Annotated in this window: 22 protein-coding genes; 4 read left to right on the plus strand and 18 right to left on the minus strand. The window is 61.5% G+C overall.

The window, feature by feature from the left end; all coding sequences use genetic code 11:
- The first annotated feature begins 22 nt into the window (after positions 1-22).
- Positions 23-1,441 (plus strand): FAD-dependent oxidoreductase, encoded by a 1,419-nt coding sequence (locus KGB03_RS15400; protein WP_008149580.1) that lies wholly within the window; start codon positions 23-25, stop codon positions 1,439-1,441.
- Between the two features lie 245 nt (positions 1,442-1,686).
- Entirely contained in the window at positions 1,687-2,754 is a 1,068-nt protein-coding gene (gene hemE / locus KGB03_RS15405; RefSeq protein ID WP_008149581.1) for a uroporphyrinogen decarboxylase, read from the plus strand.
- Positions 2,755-2,897: 143 nt separating this feature from the next.
- Here the strand turns inward: hemE and KGB03_RS15410 are convergent, their stop codons facing one another.
- Positions 2,898-4,124 carry an MFS transporter gene (locus tag KGB03_RS15410; protein ID WP_411740343.1) on the minus strand — a complete coding sequence of 409 codons (1,227 nt, stop codon included), beginning with the start codon at positions 4,122-4,124 and terminating at the stop codon, positions 2,898-2,900.
- Positions 4,125-4,290: 166 nt separating this feature from the next.
- Here KGB03_RS15410 and KGB03_RS15415 point away from each other — a divergent pair, with 166 nt between their 5' ends.
- Both KGB03_RS15415 and KGB03_RS15420 read left to right on the plus strand, forming a co-directional pair.
- Positions 4,291-5,193 (plus strand): LysR family transcriptional regulator, encoded by a 903-nt coding sequence (locus KGB03_RS15415; RefSeq protein WP_223527475.1) that lies wholly within the window; start codon positions 4,291-4,293, stop codon positions 5,191-5,193.
- A 510-nt stretch (positions 5,194-5,703) separates the two neighbouring features.
- On the plus strand, positions 5,704-5,970 hold the full coding sequence (locus KGB03_RS15420; RefSeq protein ID WP_111449360.1) for a DUF6124 family protein: 267 nt from the start codon (positions 5,704-5,706) through the stop codon (positions 5,968-5,970).
- Positions 5,971-6,244: 274 nt separating this feature from the next.
- Here the strand turns inward: KGB03_RS15420 and KGB03_RS15425 are convergent, their stop codons facing one another.
- The 17 genes from KGB03_RS15425 to KGB03_RS15505 form a co-directional block, all read right to left on the minus strand.
- Positions 6,245-7,471, minus strand: a complete 1,227-nt coding sequence (locus KGB03_RS15425; protein ID WP_111449359.1) for a beta-ketoacyl-ACP synthase — start codon at positions 7,469-7,471, stop codon at positions 6,245-6,247.
- Positions 7,471-8,199: a 3-oxoacyl-ACP reductase FabG gene (gene fabG, locus KGB03_RS15430; RefSeq protein ID WP_111449358.1), complete on the minus strand. Its 729-nt coding sequence runs from the start codon at positions 8,197-8,199 to the stop codon at positions 7,471-7,473. Before fabG ends, KGB03_RS15425 begins: the two co-directional genes overlap by 1 nt.
- A complete protein-coding gene (locus tag KGB03_RS15435) occupies positions 8,196-8,657 on the minus strand; it encodes a hotdog family protein (RefSeq protein WP_008149597.1) in 462 nt (153 codons plus the stop codon). Before KGB03_RS15435 ends, fabG begins: the two co-directional genes overlap by 4 nt.
- Positions 8,654-9,850, minus strand: coding sequence for a beta-ketoacyl-[acyl-carrier-protein] synthase family protein (locus KGB03_RS15440; protein WP_223527477.1), 1,197 nt, complete (start codon positions 9,848-9,850; stop codon positions 8,654-8,656). Before KGB03_RS15440 ends, KGB03_RS15435 begins: the two co-directional genes overlap by 4 nt.
- The gene (locus KGB03_RS15445) at positions 9,847-10,464 is read right to left on the minus strand and encodes a hypothetical protein (protein ID WP_223527479.1); all 618 of its coding nucleotides are present in this window, start codon (positions 10,462-10,464) and stop codon (positions 9,847-9,849) included. The genes KGB03_RS15440 and KGB03_RS15445 overlap by 4 nt, the downstream gene beginning before the upstream one ends.
- A complete protein-coding gene (locus KGB03_RS15450; protein ID WP_223527481.1) occupies positions 10,464-11,189 on the minus strand; it encodes a class I SAM-dependent methyltransferase in 726 nt (241 codons plus the stop codon). The genes KGB03_RS15445 and KGB03_RS15450 overlap by 1 nt, the downstream gene beginning before the upstream one ends.
- On the minus strand, positions 11,186-12,433 hold the full coding sequence (locus KGB03_RS15455) for an NAD(P)/FAD-dependent oxidoreductase (RefSeq protein ID WP_223527483.1): 1,248 nt from the start codon (positions 12,431-12,433) through the stop codon (positions 11,186-11,188). Before KGB03_RS15455 ends, KGB03_RS15450 begins: the two co-directional genes overlap by 4 nt.
- A complete protein-coding gene (locus KGB03_RS15460) occupies positions 12,420-13,580 on the minus strand; it encodes a sodium:proton antiporter (protein ID WP_223527485.1) in 1,161 nt (386 codons plus the stop codon). The genes KGB03_RS15455 and KGB03_RS15460 overlap by 14 nt, the downstream gene beginning before the upstream one ends.
- Positions 13,577-15,916 (minus strand): MMPL family transporter, encoded by a 2,340-nt coding sequence (locus KGB03_RS15465; RefSeq protein WP_223527487.1) that lies wholly within the window; start codon positions 15,914-15,916, stop codon positions 13,577-13,579. Before KGB03_RS15465 ends, KGB03_RS15460 begins: the two co-directional genes overlap by 4 nt.
- Positions 15,900-16,643 carry an outer membrane lipoprotein carrier protein LolA gene (locus tag KGB03_RS15470; RefSeq protein ID WP_223527489.1) on the minus strand — a complete coding sequence of 248 codons (744 nt, stop codon included), beginning with the start codon at positions 16,641-16,643 and terminating at the stop codon, positions 15,900-15,902. Before KGB03_RS15470 ends, KGB03_RS15465 begins: the two co-directional genes overlap by 17 nt.
- Positions 16,640-17,065, minus strand: a complete 426-nt coding sequence (locus tag KGB03_RS15475) for an acyl-CoA thioesterase (RefSeq protein ID WP_218536904.1) — start codon at positions 17,063-17,065, stop codon at positions 16,640-16,642. The genes KGB03_RS15470 and KGB03_RS15475 overlap by 4 nt, the downstream gene beginning before the upstream one ends.
- Positions 17,058-18,602 carry a histidine ammonia-lyase gene (hutH, locus tag KGB03_RS15480; protein ID WP_223527491.1) on the minus strand — a complete coding sequence of 515 codons (1,545 nt, stop codon included), beginning with the start codon at positions 18,600-18,602 and terminating at the stop codon, positions 17,058-17,060. Before hutH ends, KGB03_RS15475 begins: the two co-directional genes overlap by 8 nt.
- On the minus strand, positions 18,583-19,530 hold the full coding sequence (locus KGB03_RS15485) for a glycosyl transferase (RefSeq protein WP_223527493.1): 948 nt from the start codon (positions 19,528-19,530) through the stop codon (positions 18,583-18,585). Before KGB03_RS15485 ends, hutH begins: the two co-directional genes overlap by 20 nt.
- Positions 19,527-20,261, minus strand: coding sequence for a glycosyltransferase family 2 protein (locus KGB03_RS15490; protein WP_218536907.1), 735 nt, complete (start codon positions 20,259-20,261; stop codon positions 19,527-19,529). Before KGB03_RS15490 ends, KGB03_RS15485 begins: the two co-directional genes overlap by 4 nt.
- A 131-nt stretch (positions 20,262-20,392) precedes the next feature.
- Positions 20,393-22,075, minus strand: a complete 1,683-nt coding sequence (locus KGB03_RS15495) for an acyl-CoA synthetase family protein (protein ID WP_223527496.1) — start codon at positions 22,073-22,075, stop codon at positions 20,393-20,395.
- A complete protein-coding gene (locus KGB03_RS15500) occupies positions 22,072-22,617 on the minus strand; it encodes a hypothetical protein (protein ID WP_111449346.1) in 546 nt (181 codons plus the stop codon). Before KGB03_RS15500 ends, KGB03_RS15495 begins: the two co-directional genes overlap by 4 nt.
- Positions 22,614-22,868, minus strand: coding sequence for an acyl carrier protein (locus KGB03_RS15505; RefSeq protein ID WP_110965992.1), 255 nt, complete (start codon positions 22,866-22,868; stop codon positions 22,614-22,616). The genes KGB03_RS15500 and KGB03_RS15505 overlap by 4 nt, the downstream gene beginning before the upstream one ends.
- Position 22,869 lies beyond the last annotated feature (1 nt).

Genomic DNA, 22,869 nt, shown 5'->3' on the forward strand with positions numbered 1-22,869 from the left:
AGAGTTTGATGAGGTTTTAACAATGGCTGAACGTCTGAATAACGACTTCCAGTTCATCGATGTCGGGCGCAAGGATCCGAAGAAGAAACTGTTGCGTCAACGCAAGAAAGAGTTCGTGGAGATCTACGAACCCTTCAAACCCCAGCACTCGGCCGATCAGGCCCACCGTTGCCTGGGTTGCGGTAACCCGTATTGCGAATGGAAGTGCCCGGTGCACAACTTCATTCCGAACTGGCTGAAGCTGGTGGCCGAGGGCAACATCCTCCAGGCCGCCGAGCTGTCGCACCAGACCAACACCCTGCCGGAAGTGTGCGGCCGGGTGTGCCCGCAGGATCGTCTGTGCGAGGGTGCCTGCACCCTCAACGACGGTTTCGGCGCGGTGACCATCGGTTCGGTCGAGAAGTACATCACCGATACCGCGTTCGCCATGGGCTGGCGCCCGGACATGTCCAAGGTCATACCAACCGGCAAGCGTGTTGCGGTGATCGGCGCAGGCCCGGCAGGCCTGGGCTGTGCCGACGTGCTGGTCCGCGGCGGCGTGACCCCGGTGGTGTTCGACAAGAACCCGGAAATCGGCGGTCTGCTGACCTTCGGCATCCCCGAGTTCAAGCTGGAAAAGACCGTGCTGAGCAATCGTCGCGAAGTCTTCACCGGCATGGGCATCGAGTTCCGTCTGAACACCGAAGTGGGCAAGGACGTGACCGTCGAGCAACTGCTCGAAGAGTACGATGCCGTGTTCATGGGCATGGGCACCTACACCTATATGAAGGGCGGCTTTGCCGGTGAGGATTTGCCGGGCGTGCATGACGCGCTGGACTTCCTGATCGCCAACGTCAATCGCAACCTGGGCTTTGAAAAGTCGCCGGAAGATTTCGTCGACATGAAAGGCAAGAAGGTGGTGGTGCTGGGTGGCGGCGACACGGCGATGGACTGCAACCGTACGTCGATTCGCCAGGGCGCCAAATCGGTGACTTGTGCTTATCGTCGTGACGAAGCGAACATGCCGGGCTCGCGCAAAGAGGTGAAGAACGCCAAGGAAGAGGGCGTGAAATTCCTCTACAACCGCCAGCCAATCGCGATCGTCGGTGAAGACCGCGTCGAAGGCGTGAAGGTGGTCGAGACCCGTCTCGGCGAACCGGACGCCCGTGGCCGTCGCAGCCCCGAGCCGATCCCGGGTTCCGAAGAGATCATCCCGGCCGACGCCGTGGTCATCGCGTTCGGTTTCCGTCCGAGCCCGGCGTCGTGGTTTGAACAGCACAGCATCCAGACCGACAGCCAGGGCCGCGTCGTGGCCCCGGAACAAGGTCAGTACAAGCACCAGACCAGCAACCCGAAAATCTTCGCCGGTGGCGACATGGTTCGCGGTTCTGACCTGGTGGTGACGGCGATCTTCGAAGGCCGCAATGCCGCCGAAGGGATCCTGGATTACCTGGGCGTTTAACTAGACTTGAAACGCGATTAAATGTGGGAGCGGGCTTGCTCGCGAAGGCGGTCTGTCAGTCAACATCTCTGTTGAATGTGACGGCCTCTTCGCGAGCAAGCCCGCTCCCACATTGGTTTCAGGGTGTTGCTAAATAGCGTGTTCCACCGCGACAAATTGACCCGATAGACAAAAGGCTGACCTGCAACCGTGCCTTTTGCGTCGCGCTCTGAGAAAATGCCCGCACTTTTTTTCCGGATGCCGACATGACTGCCCTGAAGAACGACCGTTTCCTTCGCGCCCTGCTCAAGCAACCCGTAGACGTCACGCCTGTCTGGATGATGCGTCAGGCCGGTCGCTACCTGCCGGAATACCGCGCCAGCCGTGCCAAGGCCGGCGACTTTATGAGCCTGTGCATGAACCCGGAGTTCGCTTGCGAAGTCACGATGCAGCCGCTCGACCGCTACCCACAACTGGACGCGGCGATCCTGTTCTCCGACATCCTGACCATCCCCGATGCCATGGGACAGGGCCTGTACTTCGAAACCGGTGAAGGTCCGCGCTTCAAGAAAGTCATCAGCACGATGGCTGACATCGAAGCACTGCCGATTCCTGATCCGCACAAAGACCTCGGCTACGTCATGGACGCGGTCAGCACCATCCGCCGCGAACTGAACGGCCGCGTGCCGCTGATCGGCTTCGCCGGCAGCCCATGGACCCTGGCCACCTACATGGTCGAAGGCGGCTCGTCGAAAGACTACCGCAAGACCAAAACCATGCTCTACGACAACCCGCAAGCCTTGCACCTGCTGCTGGACAAGCTCGCGCAGACGGTCACCAGCTACCTCAACGGCCAGATCATGGCCGGGGCGCAAGCGGTGCAGATCTTCGACAGTTGGGGCGGCAGCCTTTCGGCGGCGGCGTACCAGGAGTTCTCCCTGGCCTACATGCGCAAAATCGTCAGCGGCCTGATCCGCGAACATGAAGGCCGTAAAGTGCCGGTCATCCTGTTCACCAAAAATGGCGGCCTGTGGCTCGAAAGCATTGCTGATGCTGGCGCTGACGCGCTAGGCCTAGACTGGACCTGCGACATCGGCAGCGCCCGTGATCGCGTCGGCAGCAAAGTTGCCCTGCAAGGCAACATGGACCCGACCGTGCTCTACGCCAAGCCAGAAGCCATTCGCACCGAAGTCGGCCGCATCCTCGCCAGCTACGGCAAGGGCAGCGGCCACGTGTTCAACCTCGGCCATGGCATCACCCCGGAAGTCGACCCGGAACACGCCGGCGCCTTCCTGCGCGCGGTGCATGAACTGTCGGCGCAGTATCACGAGTGATCGTGACGGGTTAACAAACACCCTGCTTTTCTGTGGGAGTGAGCCTGCTCGCGATGGCGGCATAACAGCCAACTTAGATGTTGAATGTTATGGCCTCATCGCGAGCAGGCTCGCTCCCACAGTTGTTTTGTATTGGGTCAAATTCAGGCTTTTACTCCACCCAGCGGCGGCAACTTCGCCAGTTTCAACGCCACCAACAGCGCAATCACCAGCAACCCACCAATGAACAACCCGATTCCGTTCCACCCGCCCAAGTGCCAGAACACCCCGCCCGCCGTCCCGGCAATGCTCGACCCGGCGTAATAGCTGAACAGATAAAGCGACGATGCTTGCCCTTTGGCCTTTATAGCTCTGCGGCCAATCCAGCTACTCGCCACCGAATGGGCGCCGAAGAAGCCGAAGGTAAAGATCAACATGCCGATGATCACCACCGGCAGCGGCGTCAACATAGTCAGTGCAAGGCCGGCGATCATCAGCACGATGGTCGCCCACAGCACTTTGCGACGGCCGAGCTGGTCGGCCAACGAGCCGATTTTCGCTGAGCTGTAGATACCCGACAGATACACCACCGAGAGCAGCCCGACGAAGGCCTGATCCATGTGGTACGGCGCGGCCAACAGGCGATAGCCGATGTAGTTGAAGAGGGTGACGAACGCGCCCATCAGCACGAAGGCTTCAAGGAACAGCAGCGGCAGGCCGGCGTCACGAAAGTGCAGGGTGAAGCCGTCAATCAGGCTGCGCGGGTGCAAAGAGCGGGCGCGGAAGTTGCGCGACTCGGGAAGGATTTTCCAGAACACCGCCGCTGCGATCAGGGCCAGGCCGCCGATTACCAGCATCGCTGTGTGCCAGCTGACGAAGTCGATCAGCACGCCAGTGATCAAGCGTCCGCACATCCCGCCAATCGCGTTGCCGCCGATGTACAAACCCATGGCCAGGCCGATGTGCTGCGGGTGAATCTCTTCACTCAAGTACGTCATGGCAACCGCTGCCAGGCCACTCAACGACAACCCTATCAGCGCCCGCATCACCAGCACGCCGTGCCAGCTCGGCATCATGGAACTGGCGATTGTGCAGAGCGCGGCAGCGAACAGCGCGGCGACCATCACCGGTTTGCGCCCGATGCGATCAGAGATCGGGCCGGTGATCAGCAGACCAATGGCGAGCATGCCGGTGGCGACCGACAGGATCAGGCTGCTCTGGGCGGCGTTGATGGCGTACTCATGGGACAGCAGCGGCATCATCGGCTGCACGCAATAAAGCAGGGCGAAGGTCGCGAAGCCGCCGCAGAACAGCGCCAGCACCGTGCGCATGAACATCGGCGTGCCTTTTTCGATGTAGATCTCCTTTAATTCGGCGACAACATCGTCCACCGCTGCGGGCGGAACTTCATGGGCAAGGGGAGCAACAGCAGTTTTCACTTCGGACCTCGGAGGGCGCAGCCGGTCAGGCAATGAAAAAAGCATATAGCTGCCTAATGATTCAATCCAATATATTGTTCGACCTGTTTGATAGGTTTAACGACCTAATGGAGTTTTCATGGAATTGCGTCACCTGCGCTACTTCATCGCCGTCGCCGAAGAGCTGCACTTTGGCCGCGCCGCCCAGGTGCTGGGCATCTCGCAACCGCCCCTGAGCCAGCAGATTCAGGCGCTGGAGCAAGAGGTGGGCGCGCGGTTGTTCGAGCGGACCAATCGTCGGGTCGAGCTCAGTGAAGCCGGTCGGCTGTTTCTGGAAGAGGCGCGGCTGGTGCTGGCACAGGTCGACAAGGCGGCGGATGTTGCACGGCGGGCGCAGCTGGGTGAGCTGGGCGAACTGAAGATTGGCTTCACCTCGTCGGCGCCATTCAACTCGACCATCCCTCAGGCGATTTTTTCGTTTCGTCAGCGATTCCCGGCGGTGCACCTGAACCTGCAGGAGATGAGCAGCACTCAGGTAGCGGATGCGCTGGTGGATGAGTCGATTGAAGTCGGGATCATGCGGCCGCTTGGGTTGCCGGACTCGCTCAGCGTGGTGGAGCTGATGCGTGAGCCACTGGTGGCGGTGCTCAGCTCCAAGCATCCATTGGTGACCGATAGTGAAGAAGGCTTGTTTCTGTCGGCCCTGGCCCTCGAGCCTTTCGTATTTTTCCCACGCAGTTATGGCAGTGGTCTGTACGCACAATTGCTCAGCCTGGCCCGGGATGCCGGTTTCAGTCCGCACTTTGCCCAAGAGGCGGGCGAGGCGATGACGATCATTGGTCTGGTGGCGGCGGGGTTGGGTGTCTCGGTGCTGCCGGCGTCTTATCAGCGGATGCGCATCGATGGGGTGGTCTATCGGCCGCTGCTCGATCCTGAGGCCGTGTCGGCGGTGTGGCTGGTGCAGCGCAAGGATCAGAAGTCGCCGATGGCCAAGGCGTTTGTGGAGTTGTTGACGCGAAAGGTTGAGCCGCTGAAGGCGTGACTGCTTCGCAGTCATTCGCGAGCAAGCCCGCTCCCACAGTGGATGGGGGGTGGAACAAAAATCACTCCACACCGCAAATCCCTGTGGGAGCGGGCTTGCTCGCGAAAGCGTTCGCAAGTCCACCAAAAAGGGTGCAGTTGCCTATGCCAAAGCGGACGCTTCGCTGAAGGGTGTAAGACATTTCCGAACTACCTTGAACAGGCCACAGCGCCTTGCGGCATTGCCTACAACTACTCCAGAATCCGCCGGCTTGTGCGCTTTGGGGGCCATCGGTAACTTCGTTCGCATCACTGATTTCCAGTGATCGGGTTTAGTAGCCCGTGTTTACCCGTGGCGTATAGCGCATCAGATTGTCAGGTATCCCCATCCCTGTACTTTATGGTGGCTGTGCGTAGGGCGCTCTCGAGCGCGCCGGTCTCACGGGTCCCCGGTCTACTAACCTGCGCACAGCTACCACCTCATCTTATTAGTAGGGATGTGGTGGTAGCTCTAATCTCCAGGACCCGAATGATGCGTGAATATAAATCGAACTCACCGGACACCGATCCGGATGCTCCACGCCAACCAAGCAAAATCTTCCTCATCGCCCCCGATATCGACAATCACACCCTGCTGGCATACGCCTGTGAATCGCTGGCATCAGCCAACGTCATGGCGAGCGATTTCGCGAGATATCTGGAAGGATCGCAAAGCAACACACTGCTGGGTATTCAACAGTCGATCATGCTGGGGGAGCTGGCGGTGAATCGGGTGCTGGATAACCTCGATCCATCCTAGTGCGTCAGGGCGCTAACACTGCCTGCTTTCCCGAGAGGGGCTTGTGAGACTCTGAGGATCCTGGGTAACCAGCCATCGCAGAGCCAGACAGGGCCGGGGCTATGTCGAACCGACCTGTTTGAGACGGCGCTATTGTGGCGAGGGAGCTTGCTCCCGCTGGGTCGCGAAGCGGCCCCAAAAGAAAGGACTGCTACGCAGTCCAGCGGGAGCAAGCTCCCTCGCCACAGGTTATTCATTGCTCGCAGCGTTTCTTTATCTGCCGGGCATCGCCTCGTTACGACCAACGCCGAAAGATCAGCGAAGTATTAACCCCACCAAACGCAAAGTTGTTGTTCATCACGTACTGGTTGCTCATCGGCCGGAACTCACCGCGCAGGTAATCGAGTTTGCCGCAGTGCGGGTCGACGTCGTCGAGGTTGAGGGTGTGGATGTACAGGTCGCGGTTCATCATTTCGATGCTGAACCAGGATTCCAGTGCACCGCAGGCTCCGAGGGTGTGACCGAGGAAACTCTTTTGCGAGCTGATCGGCATGTGCTCGCCGAACAACGCGCTCGTTGCCAGTGTTTCGGCAATGTCGCCCTGTTCAGTGGCTGTGCCGTGACCATTCACGTAGCCGATGTCCGAAGGCTGTAGCCCGGCGTCTTCCAGCGCCAGTTCCATGGCTCGGCGCATGGTGACCTGCTCTGGGCGGGTGGCGTGCTGGCCGTCGGCGTTGCTGCCGAAACCGACGAGTTCGGCGTGGATGTGCGCACCGCGAGCCAAGGCGTGTTCGAGTTCTTCGAGTACCAGCATGCCGCTGCCTTCACCAATCACCAGGCCATCGCGGCCGCTGTCGTAGGGCCGTGGGGAAGTCTGCGGTGCATCGTTTTTCAGGCTGGTGGCGTAGAGCGCATCGAAGACCATGGCTTCGGTGGGGCACAGTTCTTCGGCACCGCCGGCGAGCATCAATGGCAGGCGACCGAACTTGACCGACTCGTAGGCATAACCGATGCCCTGGCTGCCGCTGGTGCAAGCGCTGGAGGTCGGGATCAGCCGGCCGGTGAGGCCGAAAAAGATGCTGATGTTCGCCGCCGTGGTGTGCGGCATCATGCGCACGTAGGAGTTGGCGTTCAGGCCCTCGGCCACCGAGTTGAGCAGCATGTTGCCGAATGCCTTGATCTCGTCGGTGCTGCCGGTGGATGAGCCGCAGGAAACGCCCATGCGCCCGTCCTTGATCGATTCGTCACCCAACAGCCCGGCATCGGCCAAGGCCTGTTCTGCCGCGCCGACCGCCAGGCGCGAGACCCGGCCCATGCTGCGCAATTGCTTGCGGGTCCAGTGGCTCGGCACTTTGAAGTCGTCGATCGGCCCCGCCAGGCGCGTGTTGAGTTCGGTGAAACGATCCCACTCGTCCATCCGACGGATACCGCTGCGGTTGGCCGCGAAGTTGGCGGCGATGGTGTCCCAATCGCTACCGAGTGAGGTGATGCCGGCCATGCCGGTGACGACGACGCGCTTCATCAGCACAGGCCTCCGTTGACGGCCAGAACCTGCCGGGTGATGTACGACGCTTCCGCCGACATCAGGAAATTCACCGCGCTGGCCACCTCTTCCGGGGTGCCCATGCGTTGTGCGGGGATCATTTTCATCATGTCTTCCACCGGCACGTTTTCATCGAGCATCGCGGTGTCGATCAAGCCGGGTGCGACACAGTTAACAGTAATTTTGCGCTTGCCCAATTCAATCGCCAACGCCTTCGCCGCGCCGATCAAACCGGCCTTGGAAGCGCTGTAGTTGACCTGGCCACGATTGCCGATCAACCCGGACACCGAGGTGATGCAAACAATCCGCCCGGCGGCGCGACGACGAATCATCGGCATCATCACCGGGTGCAGCACGTTGTAGAAACCGTCGAGGTTGGTGCGCATCACCACGTCCCAATCCTCTTCGCTCAAGGCCGGAAAAGCACCGTCGCGCGTCAGGCCGGCGTTCAGCACTACGCCGTAATAGGCGCCGTGGGTTTCCACGTCGGCTTCGAGAATGGCTTTGCAGTTGGCGCGATCGGACACGTCGAATTGCACAATGCGCACGTTGCGCCCCAAGGCTTCGATTTCGGCCTTCACGGCTTCAGCGTCCGCCAGGCCACTGCGGCAATGCAGCACGATGTCATGCCCGGCCTGGGCCAGACGCAAAGCGATAGCACGGCCGATGCCACGGCTGGAACCGGTGATCAGTACGGATTCAGTCATGGCTGGGTTCCTTGGGTTTCATGAAGGTATTGGGCAGCCTGAGGCGGACGGAACACGTTCAGACGAGCGGTGGCGTGAATGCCGGGGGCGGTGATGTGGCATTCGAACACGCCCATGCCGTTGTCGTCCTCCAGCGAGCGGATGCCGTGGATGGTCAGCTCGGTGCCGGCAGGGAAGTGCTCGACGTTGCATTCGAATTTGCGGGTGCCGAGCAGAAACCCCAGCTCCACCGCATCGCCTCGCTGGCGCGCATGGCAACCGGCGTAGGCGGCGACGCTCTGGGCCATCAGTTCGATGCCGACCCAGGCCGGCAGGCTGCCGTCCGGGCGGTTGAACAGGCCATCGGGTTTGACCGTGAGGCGGGTATAAATCTGCTCATCATCGAACGACAGGATCTGCTCGATGAAGATCATGTCGCCAGCGTGTGGCAGCAGCTCGGCGATCGGCCAGTCAATCATGGGGCATCTCCGATAATCAGGCTGACGTTGTTACCACCGAAGGCAAAGGAATTGCTCATCAGATAGCGAGGTGCAATGGACGTCAGGCGATCGGCCGGGGTCACCCATTTCAGGGCTGGCAATTGGGGATCCGGTTGGCCGTCCCAGACGTGGGGCGCCAGGGCGTGCTTGTGATTGCCTGCACTCAGGCTCAACCAGCAGAACGCCGCTTCCAGGGCGCCGGCCGCACCGAGGGTGTGGCCGGTCATGGGTTTGGTCGACGAACACGGGACCCCCGCCGGGAACAACGTCGCCACCGCCAGGCTTTCCATGGCGTCGTTGTGTTGGGTGGCGGTGCCGTGCAGGTTCAGGTAATCGATCTGCTGCGGCTGCAGATTTGCTCGGCTCAAGGCTTTGCGCATCGCTTGCAGGGCGCCGCGGCCGGTCGGTTCCGGTGCGGAAATGTGATGTGCATCGGAGCTGGCGCCACTGCCGAGCAGGGCAATCGGCTGGCTGTCGCCGACATTCTTGCTCATCAAAAACAGCACCGCCGCTTCGCCAATGTTGATGCCGTTACGGTTCACCGAAAACGGGTTGCAGCGTTGCCCGGACACTGCTTCCAGCGCCGAAAACCCATTGAGGGTCAACTTGCACAGGCTGTCGACACCGCCGCACAACACCGCGTCGCACACGCCCAGGTCCAGCAGTCGCTGAGCACTCATCAGCGCTCGGGCGCTGGAGGTGCAGGCCGTGGAAATCACATAGGCCGGGCCGCTCAGTTGCAGCCAGTCGGCGAGGAAGTTCGCCGGGGCGCCGAGTTCCTGTTGCTGATAGTCGTAGTCGGCCGGGAACTGATGCTCGTGGATGTAATGGGCCAGGCTGCGACTGGCTTCGTCGATCCCCGAGGTGCTGGTGCCCAGAACGATACCGATGCGGTCACGGCCGTAGGTCTGGATCGCTTGGTCGATGTCTTCGCGAATTTGCAGCGCGGCTTCCAGCAGCAATTGATTATTGCGAGTGTCTTGCGGCGCAAGCTCAGCCGGAATCGGCGCCAGCTCGCCTTGGACCGCGGCCACGGGCAACGACCGTTCCGCCACCCAGCCAGCCTCATTGCGCATGCCCGAACAGTCCCCGGCAAACAGGTTGCGAGCGACTTCGGACTTGTCACGGCCCAGGGCGCAGATCACCCCGAGGGCATTCAGGTAGGCCGTCATGGCGCGTCCTCGCTGAGCGGAGTGACTTGATATTTCGGTCCTTTGGGCAGGTTCAATTCAAAGCTCATGGGTTGTGAGTAGCGGACTTCCCAGTGCGCTGGTAAGGACCGTTGCGAGCCATGCTGCCACGCAGCGGGATAGTTGCCCGTCAATTCATCTTTGGGCGTCAGCGCAAACAGCAGCGCAGCGAACAGCTCTCGCGCTTCCGGATTGGGTGGCAGCAGACCGTCAGCCTGCCACTCGCCATCGACCAGTTTCTGGCGTGCCTGGGGAATGCCCAGCAAGTCCATCATCGACCAGCGAATGCCGGGGCCTTCACGCTGGATCACCAGCACCCAGTCCTGCCGTTGGTCGGCTACCAGGCGCTGGATGTGCAATTGCAGCGGCAGCGACAGGTTCGGGGTTTGCTCGGGCAGCGGCGCCCGGCTGGCACAGGCGCTCAGCAACAGGATCGCGGCGAGTAGCAGAAATCGCAGAATGTTTGCAGTCCCTGTGGGAGCGAGCCTGCTCGCGATGAGGGCACTGCATTCAACAGCTATGTTGGCTGACCCACCGCTATCGCGAGCAGGCTCGCTCCCACAGGTTGCATACTTTGAGTGGCTGACAATGAACATCACACAACACCTTCAAGGGGTTTGCGCGCGACCACATTGACCAGGGTTTCTTCCCGTTGGCCGAAGGGCTTTGGCCGGCGCAGACCCAAGCGTTCAAACAGGCCGAAATCCTTGGCGCGGCTCCACCACAAGTATGGATAAGACACGTTTTGCGGGCCGAGTTCGAAACCCTGCTGGCGAATCATCTCCAGGTACCCGGCGGCGCTCTTCTGCACGTGCATCGGATGGCGGAACAACCAGCGGATTACCCAGGTATCAATGTAAGCCTCGGTGGATTCGGCGAACAGCAGATAGCCACCGGGCTTGAGTACACGGTAGAACTCGGCCAGTGCCTCTTCCTGCTGCACCAGATGGTGGAAGGTCTGGTGACAGAACAGCAAATCGACGCTGGCGTCCGGGACGTTGATGCTCGCGCAGTCGCTGCCGGTCAACTCCACCGCCATGCCCTGACGGACGGCTTCTTCGCCGGCCAGGTTCAGGCTGTGCGGGTCGGCGTCCAGACCGATCAGGTGCTGGGGCGCGAAGGTCTGGCGCAAGTACTGAAACGACTTGCCCTGACCGCAACCGGCATCCAGCAGCACCGGGTTGCTCGGCGGTGTTTCGCTGAACAGGCTGCGCAAATCGGTGATTGCCACTCGCAGAACATGGTGCTGCCAGGTGTGGCTGCGCAGGAACCAGAAACCAAAGCGGGTTTCTTCGACGTAGGTGTCGCTCAAGTAGCTCATGTGGCGTCCTTTGCACAGAGCTCCGAGAGCATCCGCAGCCGGCGCTTGGGCTCGGCGACGAACGGATTACGCTCGTCCCAGGCATAACCGGCGAGGATCGAGCTGATCATGCGGCGAATATCCGGCGAACCGCCCTCAAAATAAATCACATCCTGGAACGTCCCGGCGTACCAGCCTTCGACGTAGCAACGGAACGTGTCGACGCCGCGCTTGAGCGGGATGGCGAACTCAGTCTGCCAGTCGACACTTTCGCCTTGCAGTTGGCGATGCAGCACCGCGGCGGCCATGCTCGCCGAGCGCATGGCGATGGTCACGCCGGAGGAGAACACCGGGTCGAGGAATTCCGCCGCGTTGCCGAGCAGGGCAAAGCCTGGCCCGTGGAGGGTTTTGACGTTGGCCGAGTAGCCGCCGATGGTTCGGGCCGGCGTGTCCCATACGGCGTTGTTCAGCACACCGGCCAGGCTTGGGGTTTCAGCGATGAACCCGCGCAGGCACTCATCCAGATTCTCCATACGGCCTTCGAAGTGTTCGGCTGCCGCGACCACGCCCACCGAACAACGGCCGTTGCTGAACGGGATGGTCCAGAACCAGATATCGCGGTGGATCGGATGGGTGGTGATGAGGATTTTTTCCCGCTCGAAGGCCGGGTTGTCGATGTGGTCTTCGACGTGGGTGAACACGGCCTGGCGCACCGGGAAATCCGACGGTGCTTCAAGGTCGAGCAAGCGCGGCAGCACACGGCCGTAGCCGCTGGCATCCAGCACGAAATCGGCTTCGACGCGGTACTGGCTGCCGTCTTCGCGAAGCACGTCGAGCTGCGGTTTCGCCAGGGCGAAATCGACGCTGACGATGGCTTCGCCGTAACGAACGTCCACGCCTTGCAGCGCGGCCTGATCGGCCAGCAGCTTGTCGAAATCGGCACGCAGGACCTGGAAGGTGGTCGGCTTGCCGTTGCTGAACGTCTCGCCGAAATCAAAGGCGCTGTATTGCTCGCCCCAAGCGAATGCCGCACCGTTTTTCAACTGGAATCCGGCGGCATTCACCGCCTCGAGCATGCCGGCTTCTTCAACGAAATCCAGGCAGTGGGACAGCAGGCTTTCACCGATGGAAAACCGTGGGAAATGCTGGCGTTCGATCATCAATACGTCGTGACCTTTGCGCTTGAGCAGCGCGGCGGCGATGGCGCCCGATGGACCTGCACCGATAACCACGACCTGGCGATGTTCCATTTCAACTGTTGGCACGGGGGCTCCTTGCCGGGACGGCGATGTTCAGAGGGGTTCGGTGCATACCGGCGAGTGCCGGCAGCAGTGTCGCGATCAGGCCCATCACCATCAGCGCGAAGTACAGTGCCGGGCTGATGAGTTGTTGTTGCAGCAGCAGGTTGAGAAAGACGATCTCGCTCAAGCCACGAATATTCAGCAAGACACTTTCCCGCCAGCGACTGGCGCCTTCAAACGAGGCGCCGGCCCAGCCGAGGCCCAGCCAGTTGCCCAGCAGTTTACTGGCTATCGGGAACAGCAGCAGTGCCGCCAGTTGCAGCCAACCGAGGCTGGCCATGGCCGCGTGGACGTTGATTTGCACGATACCGAACGTGAGGATCAGCGGGATCGCGACATACGTCTGCAAGTGACTCATCCAGATCACCGGCAACGGCAGCACCAGCGGCACTTTGAGCGCAGCCATCCACAGCAGGTAACCGATACCGAAAATCAGCGCATTGAGCTTGAAGTGTTCCGCCACGACCAGCAGTGCGAAGAAGCAACCGCTGTGCAGCAACGGTTGGCGCAAGCGCAGCAGACGCAGCAACAACGGCAGGCAGGCGCCGGCCAGCGGCAGCAAGAGGCTGCTCAGGTGCAGGCTGCCCTGGGCGATGGCGAACAGGGTCCAGCAGGTGAGGTCGATCAGGATCGCGGTCTGCACCAGTCGCCGGGTAGCGGCAGGCGGGTACTTGATGTGCCGCAGGTACAGATACAACACCGGAATCGCCGTGATGGCGAACAGCAGACCAACCGCCAGCGAACTGATCCAGGGTTGCGGCGGTAGCAGCCACACCGCTGTCGCGAGGCCGCAGGCAAATGGAACGCAGAAACTCGGCAGGGCGATTTTCAGACTCTGACGGTCGAGCCGCAGGTCAATCACGTCACTGAGAATGTGCCCCAGCAACAAGGCAAAGCCCAGGCTGTAGACGTTTTTCAGCCAGGCCGGCGCGACCAGTGCGGCGCCGCTCAATTGCCATTGGGGCTCAATCCAGAAGTACATCAACAGCGGCAGGCCGAAGGTGGCCAGCAGCAACTGGCTGACAATCGGGATCACGCCGAAGTGACGACCGACACGGGTGGCCACGGCGAACAGCGCCAGGGCCATGACCCAGAACACGGCGACCATCATGTTGCCGACTCCGTGACCGGGGCGGTGTGAACCTGGCGTCCGGCCCACGGCGCAAGGATGAAGCTGTACGCCAGGCCGAGGCTCACCGACAGACCGAAGTTGCTCACCGCCGGCGTGCTGGACACCGCCAGCAAACCGAACGACAGCCAGGTGGTCAGCGCCGCCAGCAAGGTGCCCAGCAGGCTCACGGCAGCGCCGCCGACCTGTTCACGCATGAGGATCGCGTAATCGACGCTGATGGCCGTCACCAGCAGCAGGCCGAACAGGCTGAACAGCGTCAGCGGTTGCCCCAGCCAGCCGAGACTGGCCAGGCTGCACAGCGCGGCCAACAGCGGCAGCGAGACGATTCGCAGCGCGCCGCCGAAACCGAACGGCAGGATCAGCACCAGCACGATCAGCACACAGGAAGCGAGCTTCAACTCTGCGGCGCTGATCTGGGTGTCGGCGAACACCTTGTTCAACTCACCAAGGCGATCCACCAGTTCCACCCCCGGCAAATCCAGCGCCTGGGCGCGCAGCAGGGCAGGGTTGTTCAGCCCTTGCAGACTGACCATCGCCGCTACGCCGTCATCGGTCGGTCCCAGCCACAGCGTGCGATAGGGTTCAGCCAACGGACCGACCAGCGCCGCGTCGATGTCTTCGGTGGGCAGTGTCTGCAACTTCGTGAGCTCTGCTTGCAGCGCCTCGGCCGGCACGCCGACATTGAGCAGCGGTTGCCAGAACGGCGGCAACTTGTTCAGCGCTTCACGCACTTTGCGCTGTTCGGTGGGTGGGCTGACCAATTGATTGAGCGACAGATAACCCTGGAGTTTTTCCAGGCTGACCAGCTGATCCAGCCGCTCGCTCAGCGCGGTTTGGCGTTCCAGCAGTTGCTGCTGATTGGCCGCGCGCACCAGGAAGAACTGGCTGGTGGGTTGATAGCCGGTGATGCGTGCAATGGTTTGTGCTTCGTCAGTCAGTTGCTGCGGTGCAGCGACCCATTGGCGAATGTCGTTTTTGGTGTCGAGCTGCAACAGGCCGCCCACACAAAAGGCAATCAGCAGTGCCAGCAGCACCGGCGTACTCGCGAGTTTGAGCAGCGCTTCACGGCACCTCAGTAAATACTCGGACACCCGCAGCGGCCACTGCGCTGGACGCAAATCTGAGCCCTTGAGCAGTGCCGGCAGCAGGCACACCGCAGACAAATAAGCACCGAGCAGACCGGCGGCAGAGAACACGGCAATCTGGGTCAGCGCCGGGAAAGGTGTCCAGGCCAGGGCCAGGTAACCGATGCAACTGGTGATCAGGCTCAGCGTCAGGCCCGGCAACGTCAGGCGCAGGGCCGGCCAACTGTGCCAGGGCTTCAGGCTCCAGCTCTTGGACAGATAGTGCAGCGGGTAATCGACCGCTACGCCGATCAGGCTCGAACCGAGCACCAGCGTCATCACATGCATATGGCCGAACAGCGCCACACAGGCCACCGCGCCGAAAAGCATGCCGACCAGCACCGGGACGAAGGCCAGCAACACCCGCCAGCGCCGGAAGGCCAGCAGCAACAGCAACAGAATGCCCGCCGTGGCGCCGCCTCCGACCCAGGTCATTTCCCGGGTGGCTTGCTTTTGCCCACTGGCCGCATAGAGCAAGCCGCTGGCGGCAAGCAATTGAACGTTGGCCTGGGCGGCTTCTTCACGGCTGTGCTGGAGCAGGTCGGCCACTTGCAGCGGCAGGTTCATGTCGAAGGCGTTGCCGGTGGTGCGCGAGCGCAGCAGCACCCAACTCTTGCCGTCGGCATCGGCGACCAACGCACCGCTGCCGATGTCCAGTTGCACTGAACCGTGCTGCGGCTGGCTGTTCTGGATGCGTCCGGTCAGGCCGAGCCAGTCATCCTGGCTCGGCACCAGACTGAAACCGGTGAAGGGGTCGAACAGCGCTTGTACTCGCTGCTGGATAAAGGCGTCGGGATGCTCGATCAGTTGCTGTCGGTCAGCCGTTGACAACATCGCGAGTCGACCATTGAGCAATTGCGTGCGCAGCGCCGGCAAGTCGGCTTGCAGGTTCCACTGGACCTTCTCGAACAAGCCGCTCGCCTGCCATTGCTCGCCCAGTTTCTGCGCCATCGCGACCGCTTGCTGGCGATCGGTGTGGCCGACCAGCACCAGCATTTCGCGGTTCAGTGGTTCTTGCATGCGTTGTTCGGCGCGCAGTTCCAGCGCGTCCGGCGCCGTACCCGGCACCAGTTCCATGAGGTTGGCCGACAGCGGTGCGCCGTCACGCCATTGCCAACCGGCGAGCGCGAGCACCGCCAGCAGCAGGATCAGAAACAGCCGTGGAAGCCTCCGTTCACTCGGCAAAGTCATGTTGCTCCGCGTCGCTCAACGGTTGGGCGCTGGTGCTGTCCTGCATGCGCAAGAGGGTGCTGTCACCCTGGGTTTCGAGCAGCTCGATGCTGTGCACCAGTTCGCCGCCGTCAATGTTGATCTGAGTGAAGACCTGCTTGAGCAGCATGGAGCGCGGGGTCAGCGTCAGCTTCCAGTTCTGTGCGTCGCCGCTCAGTGAAAGCTCGAAATCCCGTTGCAGCCCGCTGCTGTCGCCTTGCAGTACGGCGAGGAACAAACGGTTCTGCTCGGCGCCGGCACTCTTGCTCGGCAGCATTTGCCAACCGTTGGCGTCACGCCGGGCAATGCCTTTGGCGCTGATGCGGTAATCCTGTTGCAGCGGGGTTTTCAGCAGCCACAGCAGACCGTGGTTTTTAGCGAGGACGAAAGTGCCCTTGCTGGTCAGCGGCTGGGGCAGGGCGCGCAGGTGTTTTTCCTGGATGAAATTGCCGTGGATCACGTCAGGTTTTGCCAGTTGATCGCTCAACTGCTGCAGATCGAATGCATGAGCGATCGATGACAACCCAAGCAGCGCCAACGCAGCAATGCATCTGAACACTGAACGTGGCGAGCGAGCTTGCTCGCGCTGGGCTGCGTAGCGGCCCAAAAATTGACGGGTTTGTGAGTGCTTCGCACTCAAGCGCGAGCAAGCTCGCTCGCCACAAGGAATTGGCCTGGCATCAAAAGAGGTGTCGATTCCTGGGGTCATGCGAGCATCCTTTCAACAGCGTTGGTGAAGACCTTGGGTGAGGCCAACTGCATTTCGCGGCTGCTCATGTCCACGGCGACCTGCACGGAACTGGCGCGGGTCAAGCGTTCGCCGGTTTCCAGATCGCTGATCAGGTAGCTGATCTTCAGACGGTTCTCCCATTCCACCAGATTGGCCCGCACGTTGAGCTTTTGGCCAAACACGGCGCCGCGCACATAACGCAATTGCAGATCGATCACCGGCCACGCGTAACCCGACTCGACCATGGCCGAATAGTTGTGGCCGATCTTGTCCAGCAGCGCGCAGCGGGCGACTTCCAGGTATTTGATGTAATGGCCGTGCCAGACGACGTTCATGGTGTCGACATCAAAGAACGGCACGAGGATTTCCGTATCGGTGTGAAGCACTCCCTTGCTACGCATGCAGCCTCCAGTGTTGCTCGGCGATGCGGTGCAGGCACAGGCGCAATTCACCTTCCAGCGCGCGGTCTTCGATGACCGGTGGGAAGTCCTTGGCCAGTTCTTCGTGCATGGCGGCCAGGGCTGGCGGCAATGGACGTGCATCCTCGGCCTTGCTGCGCAGCCAGACGCCTTGGTTGGCGGCCAGCAGGGTGGCGGCGGCGACCTGTTCGGTCAGTTCCAGCACACGGATCGCATCGCGGGCGGCGATGGTGCCCATGCTCACTTTGTCCTGGTTGTGGCACTCGGTTGAGCGCGAGAAGACGCTGGCCGGCATGGTGTTTTTCAGCGCTTCGGCGGTCCAGGCACTGGTGCCGATCTGCACTGCTTTGAAGCCGTGATTGAGCATCGCCCGGTCAGCGGTGGCGCCGGACAGGTTGCTTGGCAGGCCATGGTTGTAACGCTCGTCCACCAGCAAGGCGAGTTGACGGTCGAGCAGGTCGGCGACGTTGGCCACCAGGTTTTTCAGGCTGTCCATGGCGAACGCAATGTGGCCGCCGTAGAAGTGCCCGCCGTGCAGCACGCGCTCGGCTTCGGCGTCGATAATCGGGTTGTCGTTGGCGCTGTTGAGCTCGATCTCGATGAACGAGCGCAGCCAGTTCAGGCTGTCGGCCAATACGCCGAGGACGTGGGGCGCGCAACGCAGGGAATAACGGTCTTGCAGGCGATGCAGCGGCGCGGTCGGCGCGTCGATCGCCAGATCCTTGCGCAGCCACGCGGCGACTTGCATTTGCCCAGGATGCGGTTTGGTGGCGAACAGGCGCTCGTCGAAGTGCTCGGGGTTGCCTTGCAGGGCGACCACGTTCAACGCGGTGATGCGCGTGGCCAGTTGCAGCAGGTAATCGGCGCGGGCATAGGCCAGGCACGCGAGACCGGTCATGACCGCGGTGCCGTTCATCAGCGCCAATGCTTCTTTCGGGCGCAATACCAGCGGCTCCCAACCCAGTTCGCGGTGCACGTCGGCAGCTAGTCGGCGTTCGCCCCGGAACATCACTTCACGCTCGCCGGACAAGGTCGCGGCGACATAGGACAGCGGCGTCAGATCACCGCTGGCGCCCACGGAGCCCTCTTCGGGAATCAGCGGCAGAATGTCGTGTTCGAGGAAGGCTTGCAGGCGTTCCAGCAGTTCCACGCGCACCCCGGACACGCCGTAGCACAGCGACTGCAAACGCGCCGCCAGCACCGCGCGAGTGGCCTGCGCATCCAGCAGTTTGCCCAGACCGCAGCCGTGGAACGTGTACAGATGACGAGGCAACGCCTCGACGTGATGCAGCGGCACCGCGACCACGCAGGAATCGCCGTAACCGGTGGTCACGCCGTAGATCACGCCTTCCTTGTCCAGCAGGGAGTCGAGGAATCGCGCACCCTTGGCGATACGCTCGCGGTACGCAGGGTCGCTTTGCAACTGCGTCGGCACCTGACGGTTGGCCAGGGCCAGCACGTCCTCAATGCGCAAAGGGAGTTCGCCGAAGGTTACCGGCTCAAGCGTTGGCGTCGTCATCGGTCTTCCAGAAAGGGTAAAAGTTGAACCATTGTTGGGGCGCTTCAAGGCAATAGTGACCCAAGCGTTCGGCATAGCGGGAGGCCCACTGATGAATGACCTGCTCACGGTCGCTGCGTTTCCACACCACGGCCTCGGCGAATGGTTCGAGGGTCAGTCGATAGTCGCCCGTCGGCTTCTTCAGGCACAGCATCAGGTTGATCGGGCATTTCAGCAGACCGGCCAGCAACCAGGGCCCCTGAGGGAACGCGGCTTGATGGCCGAGGAAATCCACCGTCACGCTACGCCCGCCATGCAGCGGCACGCGATCGCCGGCAATCGCCAGCCATTCGCCGCGCTCCAGGCGTTCATGGAGTTGCAGCATGATCAGCGGGTCCAGTTCGCTGACCTGAATCAGCCGCAAATTGGTCGCGCCAGCTTCACCGAGCAAACGGTTGAATTGTTCGGCGTGCTTGGTGTGCACCAGCACGTTCATCGTGACTTTTTCACCGATCTCGGCCAGCGCACGGCAGACCTCGAGATTGCCCAGATGCGCGCCTACCAGCATCTGCCCGCGGGTGCCGCGCAGTTGATTGCGCAGCAAGGCCGGGTCGATGATTTCAATCTGCTCGATGCTCAATTTGCCGTTCCAGACGTCGAGCTTGTCGAGCATGGAGTCGGCGAAGGCCATGAACTGGCCAAACACTCGCCAATGGGTCGGGCGCAATTCGTTGCGACCACTCCAGTCGGCGAGCCGCTGCTGGTATTGCCGGGCGCTGCGACGGGCGCCGCGACCGAACAGGAAAAAGTACAGAACGATGCCGTACAGCAGCGGGCTCAGCAGCCGACGGCCCAGCACTTTGGCGCAGAGTGCGGTGAATTTCATCAACCAGAAACTGCCGCGCTCTTCGCGATCAGCCCAGTGCTTTTTATCCGCGTCAGTGCTCATGTTCGCCACCGTCGCCAGAGAATTACTGGCGCGCGCAGCAACATGCCGAAGAACAACCGGGTGTGCATGCTCGTAATCAGCACGTTGTCGTGGAACAGGCGGAAATGCGAGACGCCATCCAGTGGGTAATGAACGTTGGTTTGCAGCCATTGCATGGGGATATTGCGCCAGGCCAGTCGTACCAGAATGTCGGAGTCGAAGTCCATGCGCTTGCCGATCTTCGCCGAATCGATCAGCGCCAGGGTCGGTGGTAACGGATAGACGCGGAACCCGCACATGGAATCGCGAATCTGCAACGACAGGGTGTTGATCCAGACCATGACGTGAGTCAGGTAACGGGCGTACAAGCGACCTTTCGGCACGCTGGCGTCGTATCGTGGATAGCCGCAGATCACCGCCTCGGGATGGGCGCGTGACAGTTCGATGAAGGTCTGGACGTCTTGCAGATCATGCTGACCGTCGGCGTCCACCTGCAAGGCATGGCTGAAGCCCAGGCGCGAGGCTTCGCGAAAACCGGTCATGACCGCGCCACCCTTGCCCTGGTTGGCGCCAAGCCGGATCAGGAATACGTTGTCGCGCAAGGCCAGTTGATCGAGCACCTTTGCGCAGGCCAGGCTGCTGGCATCGTCCACCAGAATGCATGGCAGGCTGCTGGCGAGCAGCGCATCAACCACCGTGGTGATGGCGGTTTCATGGTTGTAGACCGGGACAATTGCGCAGGGGTTATGCATGTTGGCTCACACCTGAAAGACCGAGGTGCCTGCTTCGCGAGCAAGCCCGCTCCCACATTGGATCTCTTGCAAACACGAATCCCCTGTGGGAGCGGGCTTGCTCGCGAATGAGTGCGCAGCACTCACCATAGTTATGCATCGCTTGAGGCCTCCAGCAAGATCCGTCCACTGGAGCAGGTCGCAGTCTCGTTGCGATAGGTGAAATACAACTTGCTGCGCGTCGGATCGAAGCGCAGGTGCAGTTGGACTTCATCGCCGGGGCGCACCAGTTGCTGAAATTTGAGCACTTCCATGCCGGCGAATTTTGCCGGCAGGTCCATCAATTGCTGGCCCAGCGTTAACGCCCATTCCACTTGCACCACGCCGGGCAATACCGGCGCCCGGGGGAAGTGGCCGCTGAAGTAGGCGAGGTCGGGTGGTACCGCCAGTTGCAGGCTCCACTCGCCATCGACTTCGACCTGCTCCAGCACTTGCGGAGCCTTTGGGCGCGGCGCCAGCAGCAGGGCTTCAACGGTGGCCTGGGGCAGTTTGCCCTGAGCGTTCAGCGGCAATTGCCGCAGCAGGCGCCAGCGTCGTGGCAGGGCCAGGGCTTCGCAATGCTGGCTCAGATGCTGACGCAGTTCTTGCGTGAGGGTGCGTCGACCCTGATTGCGCAAGGCATGCAGGCCTGACTCGGTCAGCACCAGCAGCGCACCTAATGAGGCGCGGTTTTCCTGAACCACGCCAAGACGCGCTTCGGCGACCCAGTCGTGGGCCATCAGTGCCTGTTCCAGCATCGGTAGCGAGATACGTTTTTCTTCCAGTTTGACGATTCGGTCCAGCCGTCCGAGCAGTTCGAATCGGCCGTCGGCCGCGATTCGCGCGGCATCCGCGGTGTGTTCGATATGGCCGGGCGGCAAGTACGGCGAAGCAATGAGCAGGGCGCCGTCGCTGTCCTGACTCAACTCGATATCAGCAAAGGGCTGCCAGAGCGCGTGGCCCTGACGCCAGGCGATACCGCCGGTCTCCGAGCTGCCGAGGATCTCCGTCGGCCATTGCTGCAGGCGTTGCTGAAGACTTTGTGCGGCCTCGGCCGGCAATGCACCGCCGGAGGAAAATACTCGGCGAACCGCACTTAATGCGGGCCAGTCGAGGTTGTCACCCATGCGCTTGAGCAGCGCCGGGCTGGCGACCCAGGCAAATGCCGGGTGTTCACGGCTGGCGCGCTGCAGGTCTTCAGGGAATGCCAGCTGCTTGCGCACAAACGAGCGCCCGGCGCACAGCGGCCATAGCACCCGAAACAATAATCCGTAGATATGTTGAGTGGCGACGCTGCCGATGATGCAAGCGGCGCCAAGATCGGCGCCCCAGAGCCGTTCCAGCGCTTCGACTTCATTGGCCAGTTGGCGCAGGGTTTTGTCGATACGCTTGGGCTCGCCGCTGGAGCCGGACGTGCACAGGCTCAGCGAACAGCGATCCAGATCCAGTGCGGCCGCCATCAACGGCGGATCCCGGTAATCGCTCAGGTGCGCGTCATCGGCCTGATCGGTCAGCCACAGATCGACTTCGGTCGACCAGCGCTGGCGAGTCTGGGCTTGCAGGTCTGCGGGCAACAGCACGCTGACGCCGGCGCGCCAGGCACCGAGCAGGGCAATCGCCAGGTCAGCGGCGTCCTCAAGGTGCACGGCAATACGCCGCACACCCTGGGCTTGTAGGCCCGCGGCGAGGCTTAACGCCTGTTCGCAAAGCTGAGTGTGATTCAGGGTCGGTTCGGCCGTCACGGCACGTTCCGGTTGTGCCTTGAGCAACAATTGCTCAAGTTTTATCCAATTCATGGGTGGCCTCGTACCCGTTGTCGTATAAGCCATTCAATGGCAAACAGCAGGCCCATCAATCCGTATGAAATCAGGCCGGTGTACAACATCCACCAACTTAGCGGCGCCCAGAGGGTCAGGGCGGCAGCGAGCAAACCGTTACAGAAGAAAAACACGCACCAGACGATTGTCACCTGGCGGGTATAAACAATCGCCTTGGCCGGCAGTTGCGGTTCACGCAAACGCGCCAGGCGTTCGATGATCGGCGGGCCAACGATCAAGCTCAGGCCAAACAGCCCGAGCATGAAGGCGCTGATCAGCACCGGGTACCAGCGCAGCAACAGTGGGCTGTCGAACAGCGCCAGCAACAGGCAAAAAGCAATCGCGGTGATCGCCATCCACAGATTGCCAGGCCGGCGCGCACCCAGTAGCGCCCGGGCCAGCCACAGGCTGCCCAGCAGCAGTCCGAACTGCCACGGCGCGAAATGTTCCATGCCGAAATACACCGCGAAGGGGTACAGCAGGCCCGCCAGCAGCAGGCCGAGGCCGATCAGTCGGCTCATGCGGCTGGCTGAACCAGGCGGTAGACCGCCTCGACCACGTCGCTGACGGTACGCACCGATTTGAACTCTTCGGCCGCGATTTTCTTGCCGGTCTGGCGTTTGATGTGATCGATCAGGTCGACCGCGTCAATGCTGTCGATTTCCAGGTCCTGATACAGGTTGGATTCGAGGCTTACGCGCTTGGGGTCCAGCTCGAAGAGTTCGACCAAAGCATCGCGCAGGGTGTTGAAGATGTCGTCACGAGTTTGCATG

Origin of the sequence: Pseudomonas sp. BF-B-26 (assembly GCF_019956495.1) — a bacterium.
Taxonomy (GTDB): domain Bacteria; phylum Pseudomonadota; class Gammaproteobacteria; order Pseudomonadales; family Pseudomonadaceae; genus Aquipseudomonas.